The organism is Novosphingobium sp. PhB57 (assembly GCF_004342985.1).
Taxonomy (GTDB): Bacteria; Pseudomonadota; Alphaproteobacteria; order Sphingomonadales; family Sphingomonadaceae; genus Novosphingobium.
The window spans coordinates 662,715-685,937 of record NZ_SMBO01000001.1; the positions used below are offsets into that span (position 1 = coordinate 662,715).

A 23,223-nucleotide genomic window follows, 5' to 3' on the forward strand; every position below is an offset into this window, starting at 1 on the left:
CGCAATGCGTGTAAGGAGCACCGACAGCGCCGGGCGGAATTCGTGGGCTTTCTCGAAAGAGGGCGGCTTCCGCCCGTTTCACGGCTGTCAGATTCACCGACAGTTTACGCCTTTCGGATAAGTCTGGCCTCATTGCCGGATTCGGCTCGGAAAATGGCGCCCCGCGACGATGATTCGTCTGTTCAAACACTACATCCCGCATGCCGTGGCCCTGCTGTGGCTGGCAGACATGTTCCTGCTGCTGGGGGCGAACGAGCTTTCCTGGCGGCTGCGCGCCGGGCAGATCGGGATGGCGCTGGGCAGTCTCGTCGACCGGATCGGGCTTCACGCCGGCTTCGCGGTCGTCATCTCGCTGTCCATGGTGGCCGTGGGCGTCTACGGCGCGGAGGCCCTGCGTTCCATGCGCTTCGCGGCCGCGCGACTGCTCGTGGCGATTTCGCTGGGCGTGATCGCGCTTTCCTTCGTCGATTTCCTGTTCGCCGCGCAGAACTTCTGGCGCTCCACGCTCGCCTATTCGATGGCGTTCGCCATCGTGCTGCTGACAGCCAATCGCCTCGTTCTGGGCGGATTTCTCGGCACTTCGGCCTTCCGCCGCCGCGTGCTCGTCCTGGGGGCCGGCGATCGCGCACAGCGCCTGCGCGACCTGGCGGAGCGGCCTGAAAGCGGCTTCGTCATCGTCGGCTATGTGGCCATGAGCGATGGCGCGCCGGTGGTGGAGGAAGCCATCTCGCGCGGTGCCATCCACAATCTCACCCGCTTCGTGGACAATCTGGGCGTTACCGAAGTGGTCCTCGCGCTGGAGGAGCGCCGCAACGCGCTGCCGCTGAAGGACCTGCTGCGGATCAAGACCACGGGGGTGCATGTCAACGAGTTCTCCAGCTTCCTCGAACGCGAAACCGGGCGGGTCGATCTGGACACGGTCAATCCGAGCTGGCTGATCTTTTCCGACGGCTTCTCTTCGGGACGGATGATCTCCAGCGTCGCCAAGCGTCTGTTCGACATCGTCGCCAGCGCCGTGGCGCTATGCGTGACGGCGCCGATCATCCTGCTGTTCGCGCTGTTGGTGAAGATCGACAGCCGCGGTCCGGCATTTTACCGCCAGCAGCGGGTGGGTCTGTTCGGTGAGAATTTCGACGTCATCAAACTGCGTTCGATGCGAACCGATGCCGAAGTGGCCGGGGCCCAGTGGGCTTCCAAGGACGACCCGCGCGTTACCCGCGTCGGGCGTTTCATTCGCAAGGTCCGCATCGATGAGCTGCCCCAGGCCTGGACCGTACTCAAGGGCGAGATGAGTTTCGTCGGCCCGCGTCCCGAACGCCCGCAGTTCGTCGCGGAACTCGAGGATGCGCTGCGCTATTATGCGGAGCGGCACATGGTGAAGCCGGGCATCACGGGCTGGGCGCAGATCAACTATCCTTACGGCGCTTCCATAGAGGATTCCCGCCATAAGCTGGAATACGATCTCTATTACGCCAAGAACTACACACCCTTTCTGGACCTGCTGATCATTCTCCAGACGCTGCGCGTGGTCCTGTGGAGCGAAGGCGCGCGATGAGCGCGGCCCGCAGCCTGGATTTCTGGACGACCGCAGGGATCGCATTCGACCTGACCGGCGCCATAGCTGTCGCCAGCCTGGCGCTCTGGCTCTGGCCTCGTCGCGGGCGCCTGGCGGGAGCCGGAGGCGCGGTCGTCGCAGCGCTTTTGGTGACGGCGGGCTGGTGCATCGCGGCGGCCGTGGGCCTCACTGCCGAAGTTCCCATGTTCGCCTCCTTCGCGGAGAGCATCCGCAATCTCGCATGGCTGGTGGCGATCTACCGGCTTTTCGCGGGCGATGGGCGTCATTCCAGCCTTGCGCCGATCCGGCCGGTGATCTTCGCGCTGGCTTTCGTCGAGACGTTGCACCTCAGCATGACGCTGGCCCTGACTTACCTCTCGGTGAAGGGCGGCCTCGCCAATCTGGGGTTCGAGATCGAGGTCATGCTGCGCCTGCTCGTCACCGTGGGCGGGCTGGTGCTGGTACACAACCTCTACGCGGGCGCACCGCGCGAAGTGCGACCGGCCTTGCGCTGGCCCGCAATCGGGCTGGCGGTCCTCTGGTCCTTCGACCTCAACCTCTACACCGTGGCCTATCTCGCGCGAAGCTGGCCGAGCGAGATCGCGGCGCTGCGCGGCATCGCGGCAATCGTGCTGGCGGGCTGCTTTGCCCTGACCGCATCGCGCAACCGCGACGAATTGCGGCTCAAACCCTCGCGCGCGGTCACGTTCCAGACTTTCTCGCTGCTCGTCATCGGCGTCTATCTGGTCGCCATGGTGTCGGTTGCGCAGTGGCTGTCCTATGCGGGCGGCGATTTCGCGCGGCTGATCGAGATGGCTTTCCTCACGTTCGCCAGCGCGATCGCCCTCGTGGTGCTGCCCTCGCGGCGCGTGCGCAGCTGGCTCAAAGTCATTCTCGCCAAGCATTTCTTCCAGCACCGCTACGACTACCGCGAGGAATGGCTGCGCTTCACCCGGACCATCGGCAAGAACGACGACGAGACCCTTCCGCTCAGCGAGCGCGTGGTGCAGTCCCTGGCGGATATCACCTACAGCCCTGCCGGCCTGCTGCTGTGCCCGGACGAGCAGGGCGATCTCATGCTCGCTGCCCGCTGGAACTGGCCCGAAGTGGATGTGCCGGCCCTGGCCTACCCGCTCGCCGCCCTCGGACCGTTCGAGCAGACCTGCTATATCGCCGATCTCGACGAGGTGCGCGCAGGCGTCGTCGCCGAGGGTTTCGAGATCGCGGCCCCCGACTGGCTCATCGCCGAGCGCCGCGCCTGGGCGCTGGTTCCGCTGGTGCATTACGAAAGGCTCGTCGGCATGGTCGTGCTGGCGCGCCCGGCGATGGCGCGCAAGTTTGACTGGGAGGATTTCGATCTGCTGCGGGTGATCGGCCAGCAGCTCGCCAGCTATCTGGCCGAGCACGCCAGCCAGGAAGCCCTGGCGGAATCGAGCCGGTTCGAGGATTTCCACCGCCGCATCGCCTTCGTCATGCACGACATCAAGAACCTGGCCAGCCAGTTCAGCCTGCTCGCGCGCAATGCCGAACTTCATGCCGACAAGCCCGAGTTTCGCGCCGACATGCTTGTCACGCTGCGCAATTCCTCGGACAAGCTCAATGGTCTGCTGGCGCGCCTCTCGCGCTATGGCGCTGGCGGCGTGGACCGGCTGCACGATGTGTGCGCCGCGGATGTCGCCCGCAGCGTGGTCGCCCGCTTCAACGGCCACCGGCAAGTCGTGCTGGGCGAAGTCCAGGACCTTGTCGCCACGGCCAACGCCCATTCGCTCGAACAGGTTCTGGTCCATCTGGTGCAGAATGGACTGGACGCCAGCCGGCCCGAGAGCCCGGTCATCCTGTCCGTCCGCGTGGACGGCCTCAGCGCCCGCTTCGAAGTGGTCGATTCCGGCACCGGAATGTCGGCCGAATTCGTCCGCAACCGGCTGTTCAAGCCCTTCGTTTCCACCAAGACCGGCGGCTTCGGCATCGGCGCCTTCGAGGCGCGCGAGCTGGTGAAGGCGATGAAGGGCCGGCTCGACGTGGAATCGCGGGAAGGGCTGGGATCGCGCTTCATCGTTCGCATACCGCTGGCCGCGGCCACCGACATGTACCTCAACCGCACTGACAAGGACCAGAAGGTAGCCTGAGAATGACCGAGACCCGACCCAAGCTCCTCGTCGTCGAGGACGATGCCGGTCTTCAGGCGCAGCTCAAGTGGGCCTATGAGGATTTCGACGTGGTCGTTGCCGGCGACCGGCCCTCGGCGCTGGCGCTCCTGCGCGCCGAGACGCCCGACGTGGTGACGCTGGACCTCGGCCTGCCGCCAGATCCCGACGGCACGACCGAAGGCTTTGCCGTGCTCGACGAGATCATGGCGCTGAAGCCCGACACCAAGGTGATCGTCGCATCCGGCCATGGCGCCCGCGAATCCGCGCTTCAGGCGATCGCGCGCGGCGCATACGATTTCTACCAGAAGCCGGTCGACATCGACGCCCTTGGCCTGATCGTGCGCCGCGCCCTTCAACTCCACCGGCTCGAGGAGGAAAACCGCCGCCTCGCCTCGCGGGTCGAGAAGGACGAGAAAGTGCTCGGGAGGCTGATCACCGCAGCGCCCGAAATGGTCCGCGTGGGGCGGACCATCGAGCGGGTGGCGAACACCAATGTCTCGGTCATGCTGCTCGGCGCGAGCGGCACGGGCAAGGAACTGCTGGCGCGCGGCCTCCATGAGGCCAGCGGACGTGCCAAGCGCGAATTCGTGGCTATCAACTGCGCTGCGATCCCGGAGAACCTGCTCGAAAGCGAACTGTTCGGCCACGAGAAAGGCGCCTTTACCGGGGCGGTCAAGACCACACCGGGCAAGATCGAGCAGGCGGCCGGCGGGACCTTGTTCCTGGACGAAGTGGGCGACATCCCGCTCCAGTTGCAGGTGAAGCTGCTGCGCTTCCTGCAGGAGCGCGTGATCGAGCGGGTCGGCTCGCGCGAATCGATCCCGGTCGACACGCGCATCGTCTGCGCCACGCATCAGGACCTCGAAGCCATGATCGGGGAAGGGCGCTTCCGAGAGGACCTGTTCTACCGCCTGGCCGAGATCGTGGTGCGCATTCCCGGCCTAGCGGAGCGGCCCGGCGATGCCACGTTGCTCGCCAAGGCTTTCCTCCACCGATACGCCAAGGAAATGAACCCCAGCGTGCGCGGTTTCGCTGCCGATGCGCTGGCGGCGATCGACGCCTGGCACTGGCCGGGCAATGTACGCGAACTGGAGAATCGGGTGAAGCGCGCCGTCATCATGGCGGACGAAAAGCTGGTGGGCGCCGCCGATCTCGACCTGGCCGCTCCCGACGAGCAAGTGATCAACGCGCTCAACCTCAAGACTGCGCGCGAGCAGGCAGACCGCAAGGTCATCCGCCATGCACTCGCGCGCAGCGAAGGCAATATTTCCAGCACGGCCAAGATGCTGGGGATCAGCCGGCCGACGCTTTACGATCTGCTCAAGCAGTACGACCTGCAGAACTGATCGCCGGCGTCAGTGCCGGCCGGGGTCAGGCCGGTTCCGTTCTGGGGGCCGGCTTACTTCGGTTGATAGGTCTGTTCCGGACCGGGGAAGCTGCGTGCGCGCACTTCCTCGGCATATTTCGCGGCAGCCTCGGAAACGAGCCCAGCCATGTCGGCATAGCGCTTCACGAAGCGGGGCACGCGGTCGAACATGCCCAGCATGTCCTCGGCCACCAGGACTTGTCCGTCGCACTGGGCCGAAGCGCCGATGCCGATGACCGGAATGTCGAGGCTATGGGTGAGCGAGATGGCGATCGGCTCGAGAACGCCCTCCACCACGACCGAGAAGGCGCCGGCGTCCGCTACGGCCTTGCCGTCCGTGATGATCTTGGCGTGCTCTTCCTGGCTGCGTCCACGCGCGCCGTAACCGCCCAGTGCGTTGACCGCCTGCGGGGTCAGCCCGATATGCGCCATCACCGGGATGCCGCGCTGCGTGAGGAACGCGATGGTTTCGGCCATGGCGACGCCGCCCTCCAGCTTGACGGCCGCACAGCCGGTTTCGGCCATGATCCTTGCCGCGGAAGCAAAGGCCTGCTGCGGGCTTTCCTCATAGGAGCCGAAGGGCATGTCGACGACGACGAGCGAATGGTAGCTGCCGCGCACGACGGCGGCGCCGTGAGCGATCATCATGTCGAGAGTGACGGGAAGGGTGGAGGGAAGCCCGTAGATCACCTGGGCCAGGGAATCGCCCACCAGCAGCACGTCGCAATGTTCGTCGAGAAGCTGGGCCTGGCGCGCCGTATAGGCGGTGAGCATCACCAGCGGCTCTACGGTCTTGCCTTCCACCTTGCGGCGCTGGATGGCAGGTACGGTCAGGCGCTTCATGGGCGCGGGCGTGGGGTTGGCGCGACTGGTCGCGGTGTCGAGCTGGAAGGTCGTAGACATGGATTCGCTTCTAGCGCCGGTTGGATGATGCGCAAAAGCGCATTTTCGTTGCGGCGCATCGGAACAAGGCGATGGTCATGGCCAGACTGCGGCCAAAGCGGAACAATCTCGGTAAAGCTGGGGAGCCGATAGCGTTAAGGCTTGCCATGCCGCCGCAGCCCGCTAGCGTCGGCGCATATAGAAATTCGGGGGTCGACCGCAATGTTCGGACGCGTAAAGCCGCTCGACGCCATTCTGGCGACAGCGGAAAAGAAATCACTTCACAGGACGCTGGGCGCGTTCCAGCTGACGATGCTTGGCATCGGCGCCGTCATCGGCACGGGCATTTTCGTTCTGACGGCGGAAGCCGCGCAGAAGGCCGGCCCGGGCATGATGTTCTCGTTCGTCATCGCGGGCTTCGTCTGCGGTGTGGCCGCGCTTTGTTACGCCGAGATGGCAGCCATGGTGCCCGTATCCGGCTCCGCCTATACCTATAGCTACGCCGTGATGGGCGAACTGGTCGCCTGGATGGTCGGTTGGGCGCTCATTCTGGAATATGCCATTGCCGCCGGCGCCGTTTCGGTCGGTTGGTCGGGCTATTTCATCGGGTGGCTCAACAGCAGCTTCGGCATGCATATTCCATACGATTTCGTGCGGGGGCCGTTCGACGGCGGCATCATCAACGTGCCAGCGATGCTGATTGCGGCGGCGGTGACGGCGCTGCTCATCAAGGGCACCAAGGAAAGCGCCACGGTCAACGCGGTGCTCGTGGGCATCAAGATCCTGGCGCTTACCCTGTTCGTGGCCTTGACGATCCCGATCATCCGCTCGGGTCACTTCACGCCTTTCGCGCCGCTTGGCTTCACGGGCATTTCCAGCGCCGCAGCCTCGATCTTCTTCGCCTATGTCGGCTTCGACGCCGTCTCGACGGCCGCGGAGGAAACCACCAACCCGCAACGCAACATGCCGATCGGCCTGATCGGCAGCCTCGCGATCTGCACCATCTTCTACATGCTGGTGGCATCGGGCGTGATCGGTACCGTTGGCGCGCAGCCGGTGTTCGGCGCCAATGGCCAGGCGCTTTCGCCGGGAACGCCCGAGCTTTCGCAAGCCTGTGCGGCAATCCATGAAAATGCCGTGGTCTGCTCCAAGGAAGCGCTGGCCTGGACCCTGCGCCAGGTCGGCTATCCCTTCGTGGGCTGGCTGGTGGGCGCCGCCGCGATCATCGCGTTGCCCTCGGTCATCCTGATGATGATGTTCGGCCAGACCCGCATCTTCTTCGTGATGAGCCGCGACGGCCTGCTCCCCGAGTTCTTCTCGAAGGTGCACCCGCGCTTCCACACGCCGCACGTCATCACGCTGCTGACCGGCCTGTTCGTCACGTTGTTTGCAGCCTTCTTCCCGGTCGGCCTGCTGGCAGACGTGTCGAACTCCGGCACGCTCTTCGCCTTCGCAGCAGTTTCGATCGCGGTCATGGTGCTGCGCAAGACCGACGGCGCACGCAAGCGCCCGTTCCGGACCCCGGCCATCATGGTGACGGCGCCGCTGGCCATCATCGGCTGCATCTACCTGTTCTTCAGCCTCTCGGTGCAGACCATCGCGCTGTTCGTCGGTTGGGCCATGCTCGGACTTCTGGTCTATTACGGCTACAGCCGTTCGCGCAGCCATGTCGGACGCGGACTGATCGAAACCCACGAGGTCGACAGCGACGCGCCGCCCCAGCCGGTGCCGCCGGTCTGAGCGGAGGCCGCGGCAACTGAAAAAATGAAAAAGGGGAGCCAGATCGGCTCCCCTTTTTTGTGCGCATCACACAGGTTTTCCGCCCATTCTCCACCGCCGATGCACCGGTTTTACCGGAATTGTCCACAGCACCTCCACGCCGCCCAGTAGGAGGAAATTTACCTGTCGCTGCCAAAATCCCGACAGGCTTATTCAAAAACCGGACACCATCCATGTCGGCCATCAAGGCGTTGATTCCAGGGTTCCTGCTCACCTGGGTCGTTTCTCTCGTCATCGGATCCCAGGGATCGCGCGGCGGCATGCTTGCGATCACTCATACCTTCTACCAGGGCCACGAACTCTACTGGTCCTGGCCGCTCTTCTGCGGTGCAACGGCGCTGGCCTGGGCGCTCTTCGCCCTGATGGACTGAGGCCCGGCCGGAGCAAGCGCCCCTCCCATGCGTTGGGCGAGGGATGTCCTTCCCATTCGACCGTTTCATCGTCGCTGCGCTTCTGGTGGCCTGCCTGCTGCTCGCCGGGCGGGCGTGGCTGCGCGAACATCCCGGCTACGACCCCTGGACGCCCCTGAGCCTGGAGGAACAACCGGGTTGGGCCACCCCGCGAAAACTCTCAGCCCTGCGCGCGGACCGGGGCTTGTGCCGGGCCTTTCTCGATCGCAGTGGTATCGACAAGACGGCCTTGGCGCCCACTGGCAGCGACAGTTGCCGGCGCGACGATCGCAAGGTGCTGGCCGCCCCCGCAGCGGCCGAGATCCGGCTCTCTCCGTCCCGCCCAGAGGCCACTTGCGCCGTCGATGCCGGTCTGGCCTGGTGGCTGCGACACGGCGTCCAGCCGCAGGCGGAGGCGATCTTTGGCAGCAGGGTGGTCAGGATCGAGCAACTCGGCACGTATAACTGCCGCCGCATAGGCAACGGCACCAAGGGCAACTGGAGCGAACACGCCACCGGCAATGCCATCGACATTTCCGGGTTCGTGCTGGCGGATGGCAGGCGGCTGAGTGTGCGCAAGGACTGGAAGGGTCCGGTCGAAGCCGCGGCCTTTCTCCACGCCGTGCGCGATTCGGCCTGCAATGCGTTTTCGACGGTGCTCTCGCCGGACTACAACGCCGCCCACGCGGATCATCTTCATCTCGATCAGGCCAACAGAACCGCTGGCTGGCGCGCATGTCGCTGATATATCGGCAATGTCGGAGAGAAAGGGGAAGTGGGCCCTGGCCCGAAATCTGCTGGTGACCCCTACGGGAATCGAACCCGTGTTTCAGCCGTGAGAGGGCCGCGTCCTAACCGCTAGACGAAGGGGCCATATGGCCAGCATGTGCCGCTGGAAGGCGGATGTAAATGGTGACCCCTACGGGAATCGAACCCGTGTTTCAGCCGTGAAAGGGCCGCGTCCTAACCGCTAGACGAAGGGGCCGTGAAGCCATTTTATCCACCTTGACGCACCAACGAGATGGTGACCCCTACGGGAATCGAACCCGTGTTTCAGCCGTGAAAGGGCCGCGTCCTAACCGCTAGACGAAGGGGCCAATCGGTGTTGCGCCGGAGGCAGGACCGGCCCTCTAGCGGGGGTCCGGAGGGGGGTCAACCCCCTCATCGCGAATAATTTGAACTCTCTATGACAAGCCGGCGAAGCGGCGGCTTTGCGGGGGAAGGGCGTTGCGCAATTCAGCCGACGAAGGCCGCGTCGTCAATGTGCAGTTCGGCCTGCGGACGGCTGCCCCAGTCGTCGATCTTGGCACGTCCCGCCAGCCAGAGGCGGCGCCCTTGTGACGCGTGTAGGAGGGCCTGCCCCATCTCGGTTTCCGCCGAACGGAAGGCCATGGCCTTGAACCGGCCGCCGTCCTGCCCACCGACGATCAGGCGAACGTGGTCGGCGCCGACCGTGTCGGCCTTGATGACGTGCACGGGTCCCACGGCCACTCTCGGCCCCGGCCAGCCCATGCCGAAGGGGCCGGCGCTTTCCAGTTTCTCCACCAGTTCAGGCGTCAATCCACGCGGCGCCAGCGCCAGATCCAGCAACATCGATTGGTTGGCGCTCGCTCGCGACACATCGGCGGCCAGCAGAGCGTCGAGCCACTCGGAGAGCGCCTCGAGCTTGTCGGGGGAGACGGTGAGGCCCGCGGCCATGGCATGGCCTCCGCCCGCCACCAGAAGACCGGCCTGGCGGGCCGCGATGATGGCTGCACCCAGGTCGACGCCGGGAATGGAGCGGCCGGAACCTTTGCCATTTCCGGCCTCGTCGGCATCCATGGCGATGACGAGCGTGGGCTTGCCCGTCTTCTCCTTGATGCGCCCGGCGACGATGCCGATGACGCCCGGATGCCATCCGGCGCCGGAGAGAACCATGACGGCGCGGTTATGCTGGCGCTCGATCTGTGCCTCTGCGGCTTCCTGAACCACTTGCTCGATGCCGCGCCGCTCGTCGTTGAGGCGCGAGAGCTGGGCGGCGATGTCCTGCGCCTCGTCGGGATCGGTGGTCGTCAGCAGGCGTACGCCCAGCGTGGATTCGCCGACGCGGCCGCCGGCATTGATGCGCGGGCCCAGGGCAAAGCCCAGGTCGGAGCACGTCGGCGCCCGGCTCAGGCGGCTTGCGTCGATCAGGGCGGCCATGCCGATGTTGTCGCGCCGGGCCATGACCTTGAGGCCCTGGGCCACGAGGGCGCGGTTAAGCCCGTGGAGGGCTGCCACGTCGGCCACCGTACCGAGCGCCACCAGGTCGAGCAGGGCGAAGAGATCCGGCTCGCTGCGCTTCTCGAAGAAGCCGCGGCGGCGCAAGGTGCGAACCGTGGCCACGGCAAGCAGGAATGCGACTCCAACGGCGGCGAGATGCCCGTGTCCGGCCGCGAGTTCGCTCTCGTCGAGGCGGTTGGGATTGACCAGCGCGGTTGCCCGGGGAAGCTCGGGCGCACACTTGTGGTGATCGACCACGATCACGTCGACGCCGGCCTGGTGCGCCATTTCCAGCGCCTCATGGGCCATGGCGCCGCAATCTACCGTGACGATCAGGCTGGAACCTTCACCGGCAATGCGGACGAGCGCCTCGCCGCTGGGGCCATAGCCTTCGAGCAGGCGATCGGGAATGTAGTAGCGGGCGTCGTGACCCAGCCCGCGAAGCAGGAGAATCAGCAGCGCCGCGCTGGTGGCGCCGTCCACGTCGTAATCGCCGTAGACGGTCATGGTCTCGCCCGTCATCACCGCTTGCGCCAGCCGTTCGGCAGCGGCATCCATGTCGCGGAATTCGGAGGGATCGGGCAGGAAAGAGCGCAGCGAAGGCGACCGATGTCGATCGAGATCCTCGCGCGGGACGCCGCGTGACAGCAGGATCTGGGTGACGATGTCGTCCTCCAGCCCGCCGCCGGAATAGCCGGAAGTGCCCTCGGACAAGTCCATGTTGCCGCCTCGCCAGCGCCAGGCCTTGCCGGTGAGCGAACGATCGATGCCGAGTACGGAAGTAACAGGTCGCGAAGCCATGGCGATCCGACTAGACTATGCGGCGAGCCGGGAAAAGGGCAGCGAGGCGATTGGAAGAGGAGAGGGTTCGATGCTGGCGATAATCTGGCACAGCCGCACCGGCGCGTCGCGGGCGATGGCGGCCGCCGTCGCGCAGGGCGCGGGCGAACAGGGCGTGCTGCTCACCGCGGCTGAGGCCATGCCAGCCATTCTGCTGGGCGCCAGGGGCTACGTTTTCGTCTGTCCGGAAAACCTGGGAAGCATGACGGGGCAGATGAAGGAAATGTTCGACCGCTGCTATTATCCCATGCTCGGCCGGGTCGAAGGCCGCCCTTACGCCACGGCAATATCGGCCGGATCGGACGGAGCCGGCGCGCTCTCGCAAATGGACAGGATCCTGACCGGTTGGAGGCTCAAGCGCGTGGCGGACTCGCTGATCGTCAATCTCGGTGCCCAGACGATGGAGGAGATCCGCGCGGAAAAGACCGTTTCGGAGGTGGACCTCGATGCCTGTCGAAACCTTGGATCCGCATTTGCGGAAGGATTGGACCTCGGTATCTTCTGAAGATGAAACCGTTTTGGTTGCATCAGTCAGTAAACAGACTCGACGTTCGCTCTGAACTGCGCCCTTATCGTTCAAGTTGAAAACGAACGAGCTGAGCATCTTGGAACAGAGCACGACTTGTCTGATCGCGCCGGATGATGGTGTGAACCACGATCCGCACGCGGCCGATCCGGCACCCGGGGACATGGAGTTGGCGCACGCTGCGCCGGGCAACGGTGTCTCGCTCTTTTTCCGAGCCGGGGAGCGTCCGACCGCAGCCGCGATCGCGGCTCTGCTGGATGCCTCGAACGGGGAAATCATGGCCAGGGTCACCCATCGGCCTGCCGATGACGAGGGGTGGCTGGAACTGCTCGCCAGCGGGCTGACTTTCGAGCTGACCGGCCTTGAACCCGCAGACGCTGCGGCCGGCGGCGACACGGTGCAGATCCATGGCTTCGACCGCGCGCCGCTTATGACGGAACTGGAGGCGATTCATCTTCTCCCCGGGCGACATATCGCCGGCGGTGCGGGCTTGCCGCCCGTTATCCGGACCCAGGCCGGACTGGCTGCCAGTCTCGCTCTGAAGCTGCCGGTCGCTGCGGTGGGCTGGCAATCGGCGCAAACCGTGATGGAGCCACGTTATTTCGCACAAATCGTGGTGAATTGGCTTGCGGGCGGTACGTTTCCCGCCCTCGGGCTGACGGCGCTGTTGCGAGGCGAGGATGGCAGCATCGCAACGCGCGGGTTGTCGCGCTTTTCGGGCTGCGAGATGCAATTGGAGGGGGCTGCGGGCGAGCCGCCCTCGGAAACGCTGAAGCTGGCGATCCGGATCGTGGATTACCTCGTTCGCCAAGGCTCGATCACCGAACCGCGCGAGATCGATACGCCGAAAGGGCGGCTGCTTCTGGAGCCTTCCCGGGGGGGACGGCAGCTTTGGGTCTGGCGGCCAGCTTGATTTTCAGCCGCACCCCTGAGACGGCATCTTTCGTTTCGCTCCGTCAACCGGCGGGGCCTGCCCGATCATGACGAAGGGCTGCAACGGCATCACCTCCTCCCGCTGCAACTAGCCCGCAGACCGGGCTTTCAGCCCTTTCTCATGGCGCTCGGCGGCGTGCGGACCTGTTTCGAGGACTTCCGTCGCAACGGACTTTTGCTTCCCTGTTCTGAACTGGCTGGAATGCGACTGGGGCTGCCCCTTCATCGGGGACCTCATCGCCGTTACACACAGCTTGTCTGCGAGCGTCTGGGCCAGATCGAGGCTCGATGGTCGCGCGATCGGACGCGGGAGTCGGATCGCGCGACGGAAGTGGCGCGCTGGCGGATCGAACTGCTGCAACGCGCCTTGCGGCGACTATTGCTCGGGCAATCGACGCTTCGGCCGCTGCTCAATCGCAACGATCCGCTCAGGGCGGAATCCGATTTCCTTGAGCTGGACAGCCTGGTCGAGGCGCTTTGGTCGGGAACCGAACAGGCACTGCAGCCCGCTGCGTTTCCTTCGACCGTTCAGCCCATGCCGGAGCGGCTGCGCAATTCCTCGCCGGCAGCCCGGTACTGCGATTCGAACTCGGCGACCCGCTCCGCTACCGATTCGACGTTGGAGATAGCGCCGATGCCCTGGCCGGACCCCCAGATATCCTTCCAGGCCTTCGCTGCCGTGTTTCTTCCGGAGCCGAAGTCCATCTGGCTCTTGTCGCCTTCCGGCAAGTTGTCCGGATCGAGCCCGGCAGCCTTGATGGATGCGCGAAGGTAGTTGCCGTGGACTCCGGTGAAGAGGCTGGAATAAACGATATCGTCCGCGTTGCCGTCGACGATGGCCTGCTTGTACGCCTCAGCGGCGTTGGCTTCGCGGGTCGCGATGAAGGGCGTGCCGATATAGGCGAAGTCGGCGCCCATCGCCTGGGCCGCGAGAATGGAGCGGCCGCAAGCGATCGCACCGGACAGCGCCAGGGGGCCATCGAACCAGGCGCGGATTTCCTGCATCAGGGCAAAAGGAGACTGCGGGCCGGCATGCCCTCCTGCGCCGGTCGCTACCGCGATCAGCCCGTCCGCGCCCTTTTCTACGGCCTTGCGGGCGAAACGGTTATCGATGACGTCATGCATGACCTTGCCGCCCCAGCCATGGACAGCCGCATTGACCTCCGGAATGGCGCCAAGCGAGGTGATGACCAAAGGCACCTTGTGCCGTTCCAGCACTTTGAGGTCCTCTTCCAGCCGGTTGTTGCTCTTGTGGACGATGAGGTTGACCGCAAAGGGTGCGTCATAACCCTCTGTTTCTTCGCTGATTTGACACAGCCAGTCGTCGAGCTGGCTGGCCGGACGGGCATTGAGCGCCGGAAAGCTGCCGACGATGCCCGAACGAACTTGCGCCACGACCAGTTCGGGCGTCGAAACGATGAACATGGGAGCGGCAATCACGGGAAGGCGCAGGCTGTCGAAGGACGCGGGCAAGGTCATGTTCAGTCCGTTTAAGCGATCGATTAAACCGGCATAGTGCCGCGCCGATGCTCTGTCGAGAGGCGTGTCATGCCGTTCAAGCGCTGCAACGCCGGGAGGATATGAGACCGAGGACTGTGGCTTTTGAACGTAATAGACAGCAGTGTCGATCAGGAAGGCTGCGGAGGCGGCCACCAGGAGAGGGAACCGCTTATGTCTAATCAAGCGTCAGGCCAGGGATCGGATCAGGCCGTGGCAGAATTCGATTGCTCGGACATCGACCAGTATCTCGGCAAAGTGATCGATTCGTCGCCCATCCGCGAGCCCTTGGGAAACAACGACATCCGCCGCTGGGCCCAGGCCATGCATTATCCCAATCTCGTTCATTTCGATCCGGCCTATGCCGCTGAAAGCCGCTACGGAAAGCTGGTCGCGCCGCAAAGCTTTCCTATCGTCATGGACGACGGCCACGGCACGGCACCTTCCTGCGTCGGCTGCATACCGAATTCGCACCTGCTCTTCGGCGGCGATGAGTTCTGGCATTATGGCCCGCGCATCTTCGGCGGCGATGTCGTGACCAATGAACGCATTCCCTTCGATTACGTCGTCAAGAGCACCGGTTTCGGGCCGACCTGCTTCCAGCGCGGAGACAACTTCTACCGCAATCAGAACGGCGAACTGATCGCCAAGCAACGCTCGACCGCCATCCGCTACCTCGCCCATGCCGGCGGCGACACCGTCAACACGGCGGAGTTCGAGGAACCGGAATGGTCGGACGACGAACTGGAGAAGCTCGAAGCTCGCAAGTTCGCATGGATTCAGATGTTGCATGAACTTGGCCACAAGGAGCGCTGGTGGGATGATGTGAAAGTGGGCGACCATCTGCCCGAACGCGTCTTCGGCCCGCATACGGTCGCGAGCTTCACGACCGAATGGCGCTCCTTCCTGTTCACCACTTGGGGGACGCTCGACCGCCGGGAACTCGATCTTGCGGCCTTGGGCTTCACACCGGAGATGGCCGGGCATGAAAACGATCCCCACATGGAGCGGATCAATCCCGAACTGACGGATGGTGCCTATTTCGGCCCGTCGCGTGGGCATCTCTTCCCGAAATATGCGCGCAAGATCGGCATGCCGCGGGCATACGGATATGGCGCCTCGATGGGGGCGTGGGTTACCGACTATCTGGCGGGCTGGGCCGGGGAATGGGGCATGGTGGTGCACTCCACGGCCAATTACCGGGGCCCGGCACTTTCGGGAGATGTGACGATTCAGACCGCCGAAGTGGTCGATACGATGATCGATGACGAGGGACGTCATCTGGTGCAGGTCAAGCACAAGATGACCAATCAGAAGGGCACGCTCATGTGCGCGGGCGTGGCGGAGATTGCCTTGCCGAAGCGGCCCGGCTGATTACGCTTCCGTTTAGCTATGTCACCCGCGGCCCGAAACGATTGTCGCCGCGGGTTCCCGGCCAGGTCAGCAGCGCGAGGTAAGCAAGGCCGAAAGCGGGCAGAATCGCCCAGTCCACCCAGTGGAAGATGCTTTCGGCCATTGCCCTGGCGTTCCATCCGAGACTGCGCTGGAGGGTCTCCAGCAGCAGCAGGCGCAGCGCGCCGATCATGAGGGCCAGTGTCCACCAACCGCTAAGGCCGATATCGTGGAAGCGCCGTACCGCAAGCGCCGGCGCCGGCAGGACGCAGACAAGGACCAGTGCGAGGCCAATCCACGAGGCGACGGGGCCTTCCATGACCCAGGACACGAGGCCGGAAAGGAGCGCCGCGATGAGCGCGGCAGACAGCAGGTAGATCCACACCTCGCTGCGCCGCGAGCGTCCCGTCGGGATAAGGCTCAGCCGAAGCGTTCGCCCGATGGCGTGAAGGGGATGGTCCTTCATCAGGACAACGGCTCTCCGCCGTGACCGTGGCTGGCAAGATCGAGGCCGGCCAGTTCGGCGTCTTCGGACACGCGCATCGGGAAGAGGAGGGAGGCCATGAGGGCAACGATCGCTGTCGCCATTCCCGACCAGAAAATCACGATGGCGAGTGCATATAATTGTGCAATAAGCTGCGTTTTCATGGACATGTCGCCGAAATATCCGATGCCTCCGAGGCTCGGGGAAAGGAATACTCCGAGCAGCAGGGAGCCCAGAATGCCGCACGCCCCGGACACTGCGAAAACATCCAGCGTGTCGTCGACGTTGAGGGCGTCGCGGATCAGGCGGCGCGTCTGAAACCCGGTCAGCGCCCCGAGGACGCCGAAAAGCATGGCGGCGCCAGGTGAGATGTAGCCTGCCGCGGGTGCACTGACGGCCATGCCGGCTATGACGCCTTTACCCAGGCCAATGGCCGTGACCCGGCCGATGGACAGTCGCTCGAGGCCGGCCCAGGTCAGGGCCGCGGCCGCGATGGCGAGGTGGGCCGCGATCATCGCCGCCGCCGCGTCGTCATTGGCGGCAACCGCCCAGCCCCCGCATAGACCGAGAGCGCCGATCCAGACGATCGCGCTGCCGGAGAGCGCGAGCGCCGGGTTTTGCGGTCTGCCCGACTGACCCGGAAAACCCAGCCTGCGCCCCATGAGGAGGGCGACGACGAGTGCAGAGACACCCGCGCTGGTAAAGGTCACGAGACCGCCGGCCCAGTCCAGCACACCCAGATTTCGCGAGAGCCAGCCCCCTCCCCAGATCCAGTGGGCAATCGGGGCCTGCACGACCAGAGTCCAGAGCGCGCTGAAAGTGACTACCCAGCCGAAGCGGGCACGTTCTGCCCAGGCTCCGATCATCAGAGCCGGCCCCAGCGCGGCCACGGCGATCTGGAACAGGGCGAAGGCGCTTTCGGCAGTTCGGGTTCCGCCCCGCAAGTTGCCAAGCTCGATCAGCATCCAGGCATTGCCGCCACCGATCCATCCGCCGGTGATGTCGCCGAAGGCAAGCGTATATCCCACCAGGCCCCAGAGCAACGTCACCACCGCCGAGACCGCGGCGGTCTGGATGAGTACCGAAAGCCCATTGCGCGACCGCACGCTGCTGGAATTGTGGAGGGCAAGGCCGAGCCCGGCGAAAAGCACCAGACAGGCTGCTGCGATCATCCAGGCCGTATCGCCGCTGTTGGCGAAATCGGTACGGCTATCCTGCGCCATGGCGGCCACCGGCATGGCTGCCAGCAGAGCGAGAAAGGGCAAGAGCCCGCGCTTCGTCATCGATTGTCCCCATCGGCGTGCCTGGATCGTCGCGCGCCGGAAATCGGTCTAAAGCAGCAAATTGGCTGCACACAAGGGGTTGTACCTGAGGGATTTCCCGCAAAGCCGACTCGGGCTTGTTCGGATGGGTCTCGATCGTTCGCGAAAGATCGGAGGTATCACCGTCAGGGCAATATTCCGAAAGCCGTGGCTCGGTTGCGCATCGGATGTCCGCGGTATCTTGTAAATCCCCTAAGATTTACCTCGCTAATCATTGAAATAACGACATAAAAACATATCGTCATTTGCCGCTGCAAGCGCCCGAGGGCATTTGTGATCCAAACTCGGGCAACCTGTTTTCGATCCGACAGTTTAAGCCTTCCGCACTTTCCGGCCGTCCACAGGGCTGGGGTAAGAAACCTTGAAGACCTGTGCGGCTAGAGGGTATGAAATGACCATGTTTCCTCGAAAAGTTCGACAGTCGGCTTTGGCCGCTTGTGCAGTCGCTCTCTGCACCCTGGCCGGCGCTGCCCATGCGGCAGATGACGACAAAGTGCCCTATTGGGCCTCGGTGGATACCGATCTCGCGAACTTGCGCGTGGGGCCGGGTGAATCCTACAAGATCGATTGGGTCTATCGCCGTCTCCACTTGCCCGTGAAAGTGCTGCGGCGGGAAGGGCCGTGGAGACTCGTGGAAGACCCTGATGGCGCCAAAGGCTGGATGCGCGATCTCCTGCTCTCCCGCCAGCGTTCCGCGCTGGTGAAAGGCCCTGGGCGCAAGGCTCTGGTCGAAATGCATGCGGCGCCCAGTTCCGCTTCGCCCATGCTCTGGCGCATGGAATCGGGCGTGGTCGGCGTGCTGGGTGACTGCAAGGAGGGATGGTGCCCCTTCGATGTCCAGGGGCACAAGGGTTTCGTGGAGCAGGAGATGCTCTGGGGCGCGGGCGCGCCCTGAGCTGAGGCCGGTAAACAGCTGGGCATAAAAGAAAACCCCCGCCGCAAGGACGGGGGTTTCTTTTATGCTATAAGAACGGTCAGGCCAGTTCGATCGCCACGGCCGTCGCCTCGCCGCCGCCGATGCAGAGCGACGCAACGCCCTTCTTCAGGCCCTTGTCCTTGAGGGCGCTGATGAGCGTGACGATGATGCGGGTTCCCGACGCGCCGATCGGGTGGCCGAGTGCGGTGGCGCCGCCGTGGATGTTGACCTTGTCATGCGGGATGCCCAGGTCGTGCATCGCGAACATGGCCACGCAGGCGAAGGCCTCGTTGACTTCGAACAGGTCGACGTCCGAGAGCTGCCAGCCCACCTTTTCCATCAGCTTGGTGATGGCGCCCACCGGTGCCGTGGTGAACTTCGCAGGCTCCTGTGCATGAGCAGCGACGCCGACGACGGTGGCTACGGGCGTCAGGCCCTTTTCCGCGGCAACGCTGGCGCGGGTCATGACGACTGCGGCTGCACCGTCCGAGATGGAGCTGGAGCTGGCGGCGGTGATCGTACCGTCCTTGGCGAAGGCAGCGCGCAAGGTGCGGATCTTGTCGGGGTTGCCCTTGGGGGGCTGCTCGTCGCTGTCGATCACGATGTCGCCCTTGCGGGTCTTCACGGTGACCGGAACGACTTCGTCCTTGAACGATCCGTTGTTGATCGCCTCCTGCGCGCGGCGCAGCGATTCGATCGAGTAATCGTCCTGGTTCTCACGTGTGAGCTGGTATTCGTCAGCCGTCACCTGGGCGAACGAGCCCATCGATCCGCCTTCGTAGGCATCTTCCAGGCCGTCGAGGAACATGTGGTCGTAAAGCGTGTCGTGGCCGGCGCGGGCACCCGAACGGTGCTTCTTCGAGAGATACGGCGCATTGGTCATCGATTCCATGCCGCCGGCGATCAGCAGGTCGAGCGAACCGGAGGCAAGCGCTTCCGCGCCCATGATGACCGTCTGCATGCCCGAGCCGCAGACCTTGTTCACGGTGGTGGCCTGGACCGACTTCGGCAGGCCGGCCTTCAATGCGGCCTGGCGGGCAGGGGCCTGGCCGAGACCGGCCGGCAGCACGCAGCCCATGTAGATGCGTTCGATGTCCTCACCCGCAACGCCTGCGCGTTCCACCGCAGCCTTGACGGCGGTTGCGCCGAGATCGGTCGCCGAAACTTCGGCGAGAGCGCCCTGGAGGCCACCCATCGGGGTGCGGGCGTAGGAAAGAATGACAATCGGGTCCGAAGCCGAGATCTGGGCCATTATTATGATGCCTTTCACGCGTTGAAAATCAGGTATCCTTGAAGACGACGTAGTGTTGCACTGCACCAATTGCAATTGGCGAGTCCGCTCGAACAAGCACGATCATGCTTCATCCCTGTGGCGGTTCGGGGTCATCCATTGCGCCGATTTTCGCAAGTCCGATGCAGAAACTTGCATGGGTGCCTCCAAGGGGGCCTTTGCCATTGAAATTGGCCAATCTCGCGGCTTCTGCGGGTTTCGCCGTGATGCGGCACGGTAACGAAGCATGTCGCCTCCAGTGCTTGTTGCGAACGACTTGCAACACCGCAGAGTTCAGCCATTTATTCCCTTCGGACACCTTGCAGAGGGGGAGGGGCTGGCCTAAGAGCGCCCGCAACGACCGGGCACTGCTTTTGGCATGAGTCCGGCTGCCGTATCCGGTATGAGGCCAGAACCATTGACTGATCTGTCACAATACCTGCCGATCCTGATCTTTCTCGCGATTGCACTCGCGCTTTCGTCGGTGATCGTGCTGCTGCCGATGGGTGTCGCCCGTCTGACCGGCACCCACAACCCGAGCGCCGACAAGAACAGCGAGTACGAATGCGGCTTCCCCGCTTTCGAAGATCCGCGCAGCCAGTTCGACGTCCGCTTCTATCTCGTGGCGATCCTTTTTATCGTCTTCGACCTTGAAGCCGCTTTCCTGTTCCCCTGGGCCGTCTCGCTGAAGATGACCGGTTGGGCCGGATGGCTGACGATGATGGTGTTCCTCGGCGAACTGGCCATCGGCCTCGCCTACGCATGGAAGAAGGGAGCTCTGGACTGGGAATGAGCACGCTCGTCAATTCCGCCGGTCAGCCTCTCGCTCCGGCCGCTAGCCAGGGTGGCGCGATCACGCCGCCCGATCAGTCCTTTTTCAAGGACCTCAACCAGGAAGTGTCCGACAAGGGCTTCCTCGTCACTTCGACCGAGGAACTCTTCCAGTGGGCCCGCACCGGCTCGCTGTGGTGGATGACGTTCGGCCTCGCCTGCTGCGCGGTCGAGATGATCCACGTCAACATGCCCCGCTACGACATGGAGCGCTTCGGCGCCGCGCCGCGCGCTTCCCCGCGCCAGTCGGACGTGATGATCGTGGCCGGCACGCTGTGCAACAAGATGGCCCCGGCACTCCGCAAGGTCTACGACCAGATGTCGGACCCGAAGTACGTCATCTCGATGGGCTCGTGCGCCAACGGCGGCGGCTACTATCACTATAGCTACAGCGTCGTGCGCGGCTGCGACCGCATCGTTCCGGTCGACATCTACGTGCCGGGCTGCCCTCCGACCGCGGAGGCGCTGCTTTACGGCGTGATGCAGTTGCAGCGCAAGATCCGCCGCGCCGGCACGCTCGAGAGGTAAGGGCACGATGACCGTTCTGCATTCCGCCCCCAAGTTCGCCTCGAACGACGGCGTGATCGAGGCTCTTTCGGTCGCGCTCGGCGACGTGGTCGTCGCTACCAAGGAAGAGCACGGCGAAGTCGTGCTCACCGTTGCACGCGACCAGATCGAGAACGTTCTTCGCCTGCTGCGTGACCATCACGAATACCAGCAGCTGATGGAAATGGCCGGCGTCGACTATCCGTCGCGGGCCGAGCGTTTCGAAGTCGTCTACATGCTGCTTTCGGTGACGAAGAACCATCGCCTCATGGTGAAGGTTTCGGCTGCCGAGAACACGCCGGTGCCGACCGTGACCACGCTGTGGCCCAACGCGGGCTGGCTCGAGCGCGAAGTGTTCGACATGTACGGCGTGATCTTCGCCGGCAACCCGGACCTGCGCCGCATCCTGACCGACTACGGTTTCGAAGGGCACCCGTTCCGCAAGGACTTCCCGCTGACCGGCTATGTCGAGCTGCGCTATTCCGAAGAGGACAAGCGCGTCGTCTATGAGCCCGTCAAGCTGGCCCAGGACTTGCGCCAGTTCGACTTCATGAGCCCCTGGGAAGGCGCGGAATACGTGCTTCCCGGCGACGAGAAGGTCGCTCAGCAGCCGGCTCCGCCGCCCGTGGCCGAACCGAAGACGACCGAGAAGAAGGCCGATACCGGCGCCGGTGACAAGGCGAACGACAAGGCCGCTCAGCCGTCCGGCGACAAGTCCGAAAAGGGAGACGACAAGTGAGCATCCAGCTCGAGCAGTCGCCGACCACCGGCGATGAAGTCATCACCAACTACACGATCAACTTCGGTCCGCAGCACCCTGCGGCCCACGGCGTTCTGCGCATGGTCATGGAACTCGATGGCGAGATCATCGAGCGCATCGACCCGCACGTCGGCCTGCTGCACCGCGGCACCGAGAAGCTGATCGAGCACAAGACCTACCTCCAGGCGCTGCCGTATTTCGACCGCCTGGACTATTGCTCGCCGCTGGCCATGGAACATTCCTATGTCCTGGCGATCGAGAAGATGCTCAACCTCGAAGTGCCGATCCGCGCGCAGTATCTGCGCGTGCTGTTCGCCGAGCTGACCCGCATCTGCAACCACATGCTCAACATCGGCTCGCACGTCATGGACGTGGGTGCGATGACCCCGAACCTGTGGCTGTTCGAAATTCGCGAGGACTGCCTCAACTTCTTCGAACGCGCATCGGGCGCCCGCATGCACTCGGCCTGGTTCCGCCCCGGCGGCGTCCACCAGGACGTGCCGCTCAAGCTGCTGACCGACATCGCCGACTGGCTCGACACGCGCCTGCCGACGCTGTTCGAGGACGCGATGAGCCTCGTGGTCGACAACCGCATCTTCAAGCAGCGCAATGTCGACATCGCGCTGGTGAGCAAGGAAGACGCGCTGGCCTGGGGCTTCTCCGGCCCGATGATCCGCGGCGCGGGCATTCCCTGGGATATCCGCAAGGCGCAGCCTTACGATGTCTATGACCGCATGGACTTCGAGATCCCTGTCGGCACCAACTCGGACTGCTACGACCGCTTCATGGTCCGCGTCGAGGAAGTGCGTCAGTCGGCTCGCATCATGAAGCAGTGCCTGGCAGAGATGCCGGAAGGCCCGATCGCTTCCGATGACCGCAAGGTCGTTCCGCCCAAGCGCGGCGAGATGAAGCAGTCGATGGAATCGCTGATCCATCACTTCAAGCTCTACACCGAAGGCTTCCATGTGCCGGCCGGTGAAGTCTATGTCGCCACGGAAAGTCCGAAGGGTGAATTCGGTGTCTATCTCGTGTCGGACGGCTCCAACAAGCCGTACCGCTGCAAGATCCGCCCCACCGCCTTCTCGCACCTCCAGGCGATGGACTTCATGTCGAAGGGCCACATGCTGCCTGACGCGACCGCCATTCTCGGCGCCATCGACGTGGTGTTCGGGGAGTGCGACCGTTGAGCCGTCTCGCCATCGCAGAGGCCATGATCGCCGCCTACAATGCGCAGGACGCCGATCTCTACGTGACCTACATGACCGACGAAGCCTGCGAAGCGAACTATCGCGGCGCAGTCGTTCGTGAGGGCAGGGAAGGTACGCGCTCGGGTCTCAAGACGGCTTTCGCCAGATGGCCGGAAAACCGGGCCGAGATCGTTTCGCGCGAAGAGACCGACAACTACGTCGTCCTTCGCGAGCACGTCACGCGCGGGCCGGCCACGGACGGTTCCGATCTCGTCGAGCCTTTCGATGTCCTCGCTGTCTACAGCTTCGAGGGCGACAAGTGCTCGCGCGTAGAATTCATCCGGTGAGGGAGCTCGTTCG

Annotated in this window: 21 protein-coding genes, 3 tRNA genes and 1 pseudogene; 16 read left to right on the forward strand and 9 right to left on the reverse strand. The window is 64.1% G+C overall.

Annotated features, from left to right (window positions below):
* The first annotated feature begins 169 nt into the window (after positions 1-169).
* The 3 genes from EDF58_RS02945 to prsR are packed head-to-tail and all read left to right on the forward strand — an operon-like array spanning position 170 to position 5,048.
* A complete protein-coding gene (locus tag EDF58_RS02945; RefSeq protein WP_132262531.1) occupies positions 170-1,555 on the forward strand; it encodes a TIGR03013 family XrtA/PEP-CTERM system glycosyltransferase in 1,386 nt (461 codons plus the stop codon).
* A complete protein-coding gene (prsK, locus tag EDF58_RS02950; protein ID WP_132262533.1) occupies positions 1,552-3,681 on the forward strand; it encodes an XrtA/PEP-CTERM system histidine kinase PrsK in 2,130 nt (709 codons plus the stop codon). The genes EDF58_RS02945 and prsK overlap by 4 nt, the downstream gene beginning before the upstream one ends.
* Before the next feature lie 2 nt (positions 3,682-3,683).
* Entirely contained in the window at positions 3,684-5,048 is a 1,365-nt protein-coding gene (gene prsR / locus EDF58_RS02955) for a PEP-CTERM-box response regulator transcription factor (protein WP_132262535.1), read from the forward strand.
* A 53-nt stretch (positions 5,049-5,101) separates the two neighbouring features.
* Here the strand turns inward: prsR and panB are convergent, their stop codons facing one another.
* A complete protein-coding gene (gene panB, locus EDF58_RS02960; RefSeq protein WP_132262537.1) occupies positions 5,102-5,971 on the reverse strand; it encodes a 3-methyl-2-oxobutanoate hydroxymethyltransferase in 870 nt (289 codons plus the stop codon).
* 201 nt (positions 5,972-6,172) lie between these two features.
* Between panB and EDF58_RS02965 the strand changes: the two genes are divergently transcribed.
* The 3 genes from EDF58_RS02965 (at position 6,173) to EDF58_RS02975 (ending at position 8,863) form a co-directional block, all read left to right on the forward strand.
* On the forward strand, positions 6,173-7,690 hold the full coding sequence (locus EDF58_RS02965) for an amino acid permease (RefSeq protein WP_132262539.1): 1,518 nt from the start codon (positions 6,173-6,175) through the stop codon (positions 7,688-7,690).
* A 212-nt stretch (positions 7,691-7,902) separates the two neighbouring features.
* Entirely contained in the window at positions 7,903-8,100 is a 198-nt protein-coding gene (locus EDF58_RS02970) for a hypothetical protein (RefSeq protein WP_132262541.1), read from the forward strand.
* Positions 8,101-8,143: 43 nt separating this feature from the next.
* Positions 8,144-8,863 (forward strand): extensin family protein, encoded by a 720-nt coding sequence (locus EDF58_RS02975; protein WP_132262543.1) that lies wholly within the window; start codon positions 8,144-8,146, stop codon positions 8,861-8,863.
* Positions 8,864-8,916: 53 nt separating this feature from the next.
* On the opposite strand, the gene EDF58_RS02980 is transcribed toward EDF58_RS02975, so the two are convergent.
* From EDF58_RS02980 to recJ, 4 genes are all read right to left on the reverse strand, one after another.
* Positions 8,917-8,991 (reverse strand) — tRNA-Glu (locus tag EDF58_RS02980).
* 37 nt (positions 8,992-9,028) lie between these two features.
* Positions 9,029-9,103, reverse strand: a tRNA-Glu gene (locus tag EDF58_RS02985).
* 37 nt (positions 9,104-9,140) lie between these two features.
* Positions 9,141-9,215: transfer RNA gene (locus EDF58_RS02990), tRNA-Glu, on the reverse strand.
* Positions 9,216-9,354: 139 nt separating this feature from the next.
* Entirely contained in the window at positions 9,355-11,160 is a 1,806-nt protein-coding gene (gene recJ / locus EDF58_RS02995; protein WP_132262545.1) for a single-stranded-DNA-specific exonuclease RecJ, read from the reverse strand.
* A 70-nt stretch (positions 11,161-11,230) separates the two neighbouring features.
* On the opposite strand from recJ, the gene EDF58_RS03000 reads away from it, so the two are divergent.
* The 3 genes and pseudogenes from EDF58_RS03000 to EDF58_RS26610 form a co-directional block, all read left to right on the forward strand.
* A complete protein-coding gene (locus EDF58_RS03000; RefSeq protein WP_243654052.1) occupies positions 11,231-11,704 on the forward strand; it encodes an NAD(P)H-dependent oxidoreductase in 474 nt (157 codons plus the stop codon).
* A gap of 100 nt (positions 11,705-11,804) precedes the next feature.
* A complete protein-coding gene (locus EDF58_RS03005) occupies positions 11,805-12,638 on the forward strand; it encodes a hypothetical protein (RefSeq protein ID WP_243654053.1) in 834 nt (277 codons plus the stop codon).
* Between the two features lie 15 nt (positions 12,639-12,653).
* A pseudogene (locus tag EDF58_RS26610) lies at positions 12,654-12,980 on the forward strand (AHH domain-containing protein); the annotation flags it as partial.
* Positions 12,981-13,186: 206 nt separating this feature from the next.
* Here the strand turns inward: EDF58_RS26610 and EDF58_RS03015 are convergent.
* Positions 13,187-14,137 (reverse strand): nitronate monooxygenase family protein, encoded by a 951-nt coding sequence (locus EDF58_RS03015; protein ID WP_132262546.1) that lies wholly within the window; start codon positions 14,135-14,137, stop codon positions 13,187-13,189.
* A 192-nt stretch (positions 14,138-14,329) separates the two neighbouring features.
* Between EDF58_RS03015 and EDF58_RS03020 the strand changes: the two genes are divergently transcribed.
* Complete coding sequence (locus EDF58_RS03020; RefSeq protein WP_132262548.1) at positions 14,330-15,529, forward strand: MaoC family dehydratase N-terminal domain-containing protein; 1,200 nt, start codon at positions 14,330-14,332, stop codon at positions 15,527-15,529.
* A 16-nt stretch (positions 15,530-15,545) separates the two neighbouring features.
* Here EDF58_RS03020 and EDF58_RS03025 read toward each other — a convergent pair whose 3' ends face one another.
* Positions 15,546-16,013, reverse strand: a complete 468-nt coding sequence (locus EDF58_RS03025) for a DUF805 domain-containing protein (protein WP_132262550.1) — start codon at positions 16,011-16,013, stop codon at positions 15,546-15,548.
* Positions 16,013-17,314 carry an ammonium transporter gene (locus EDF58_RS03030; protein ID WP_132262552.1) on the reverse strand — a complete coding sequence of 434 codons (1,302 nt, stop codon included), beginning with the start codon at positions 17,312-17,314 and terminating at the stop codon, positions 16,013-16,015. The genes EDF58_RS03025 and EDF58_RS03030 overlap by 1 nt, the downstream gene beginning before the upstream one ends.
* 466 nt (positions 17,315-17,780) lie before the next feature.
* Here EDF58_RS03030 and EDF58_RS03035 point away from each other — a divergent pair, with 466 nt between their 5' ends.
* On the forward strand, positions 17,781-18,248 hold the full coding sequence (locus EDF58_RS03035) for an SH3 domain-containing protein (RefSeq protein ID WP_243654054.1): 468 nt from the start codon (positions 17,781-17,783) through the stop codon (positions 18,246-18,248).
* A gap of 79 nt (positions 18,249-18,327) precedes the next feature.
* On the opposite strand, the gene EDF58_RS03040 is transcribed toward EDF58_RS03035, so the two are convergent.
* Complete coding sequence (locus tag EDF58_RS03040) at positions 18,328-19,521, reverse strand: acetyl-CoA C-acyltransferase (protein WP_132262556.1); 1,194 nt, start codon at positions 19,519-19,521, stop codon at positions 18,328-18,330.
* A gap of 436 nt (positions 19,522-19,957) precedes the next feature.
* Here EDF58_RS03040 and EDF58_RS03045 point away from each other — a divergent pair, with 436 nt between their 5' ends.
* From EDF58_RS03045 to EDF58_RS03065, 5 genes are read left to right on the forward strand one after another with little or no spacing between them, the layout of a single operon-like run.
* Positions 19,958-20,332: an NADH-quinone oxidoreductase subunit A gene (locus EDF58_RS03045; protein ID WP_132262557.1), complete on the forward strand. Its 375-nt coding sequence runs from the start codon at positions 19,958-19,960 to the stop codon at positions 20,330-20,332.
* A complete protein-coding gene (locus EDF58_RS03050; RefSeq protein WP_132262559.1) occupies positions 20,329-20,898 on the forward strand; it encodes an NADH-quinone oxidoreductase subunit B in 570 nt (189 codons plus the stop codon). The genes EDF58_RS03045 and EDF58_RS03050 overlap by 4 nt, the downstream gene beginning before the upstream one ends.
* A 7-nt stretch (positions 20,899-20,905) precedes the next feature.
* A complete protein-coding gene (locus EDF58_RS03055) occupies positions 20,906-21,655 on the forward strand; it encodes an NADH-quinone oxidoreductase subunit C (RefSeq protein WP_132262560.1) in 750 nt (249 codons plus the stop codon).
* On the forward strand, positions 21,652-22,863 hold the full coding sequence (locus tag EDF58_RS03060; RefSeq protein ID WP_132262562.1) for an NADH-quinone oxidoreductase subunit D: 1,212 nt from the start codon (positions 21,652-21,654) through the stop codon (positions 22,861-22,863). The genes EDF58_RS03055 and EDF58_RS03060 overlap by 4 nt, the downstream gene beginning before the upstream one ends.
* Positions 22,860-23,210 (forward strand): nuclear transport factor 2 family protein, encoded by a 351-nt coding sequence (locus EDF58_RS03065; RefSeq protein WP_132262563.1) that lies wholly within the window; start codon positions 22,860-22,862, stop codon positions 23,208-23,210. The genes EDF58_RS03060 and EDF58_RS03065 overlap by 4 nt, the downstream gene beginning before the upstream one ends.
* The last annotated feature ends 13 nt before the right edge of the window (positions 23,211-23,223 follow it).

Bases quoted from the DNA above. Each gene is read 5' to 3' on its own strand.
- EDF58_RS02945 (WP_132262531.1), top strand. From the start codon at position 170: ATGATTCGTCTGTTCAAACACTACATCCCGCATGCCGTGGCCCTGCTG.
- prsK (WP_132262533.1), top strand. From the start codon at position 1,552: ATGAGCGCGGCCCGCAGCCTGGATTTCTGGACGACCGCAGGGATCGCA.
- prsR (WP_132262535.1), top strand. From the start codon at position 3,684: ATGACCGAGACCCGACCCAAGCTCCTCGTCGTCGAGGACGATGCCGGT.
- panB (WP_132262537.1), bottom strand. From the start codon at position 5,971: ATGTCTACGACCTTCCAGCTCGACACCGCGACCAGTCGCGCCAACCCC.
- EDF58_RS02965 (WP_132262539.1), top strand. From the start codon at position 6,173: ATGTTCGGACGCGTAAAGCCGCTCGACGCCATTCTGGCGACAGCGGAA.
- EDF58_RS02970 (WP_132262541.1), top strand. From the start codon at position 7,903: ATGTCGGCCATCAAGGCGTTGATTCCAGGGTTCCTGCTCACCTGGGTC.
- EDF58_RS02975 (WP_132262543.1), top strand. From the start codon at position 8,144: ATGTCCTTCCCATTCGACCGTTTCATCGTCGCTGCGCTTCTGGTGGCC.
- recJ (WP_132262545.1), bottom strand. From the start codon at position 11,160: ATGGCTTCGCGACCTGTTACTTCCGTACTCGGCATCGATCGTTCGCTC.
- EDF58_RS03000 (WP_243654052.1), top strand. From the start codon at position 11,231: ATGCTGGCGATAATCTGGCACAGCCGCACCGGCGCGTCGCGGGCGATG.
- EDF58_RS03015 (WP_132262546.1), bottom strand. From the start codon at position 14,137: ATGACCTTGCCCGCGTCCTTCGACAGCCTGCGCCTTCCCGTGATTGCC.
- EDF58_RS03020 (WP_132262548.1), top strand. From the start codon at position 14,330: ATGTCTAATCAAGCGTCAGGCCAGGGATCGGATCAGGCCGTGGCAGAA.
- EDF58_RS03025 (WP_132262550.1), bottom strand. From the start codon at position 16,013: ATGAAGGACCATCCCCTTCACGCCATCGGGCGAACGCTTCGGCTGAGC.
- EDF58_RS03030 (WP_132262552.1), bottom strand. From the start codon at position 17,314: ATGACGAAGCGCGGGCTCTTGCCCTTTCTCGCTCTGCTGGCAGCCATG.
- EDF58_RS03040 (WP_132262556.1), bottom strand. From the start codon at position 19,521: ATGGCCCAGATCTCGGCTTCGGACCCGATTGTCATTCTTTCCTACGCC.
- EDF58_RS03050 (WP_132262559.1), top strand. From the start codon at position 20,329: ATGAGCACGCTCGTCAATTCCGCCGGTCAGCCTCTCGCTCCGGCCGCT.
- EDF58_RS03055 (WP_132262560.1), top strand. From the start codon at position 20,906: ATGACCGTTCTGCATTCCGCCCCCAAGTTCGCCTCGAACGACGGCGTG.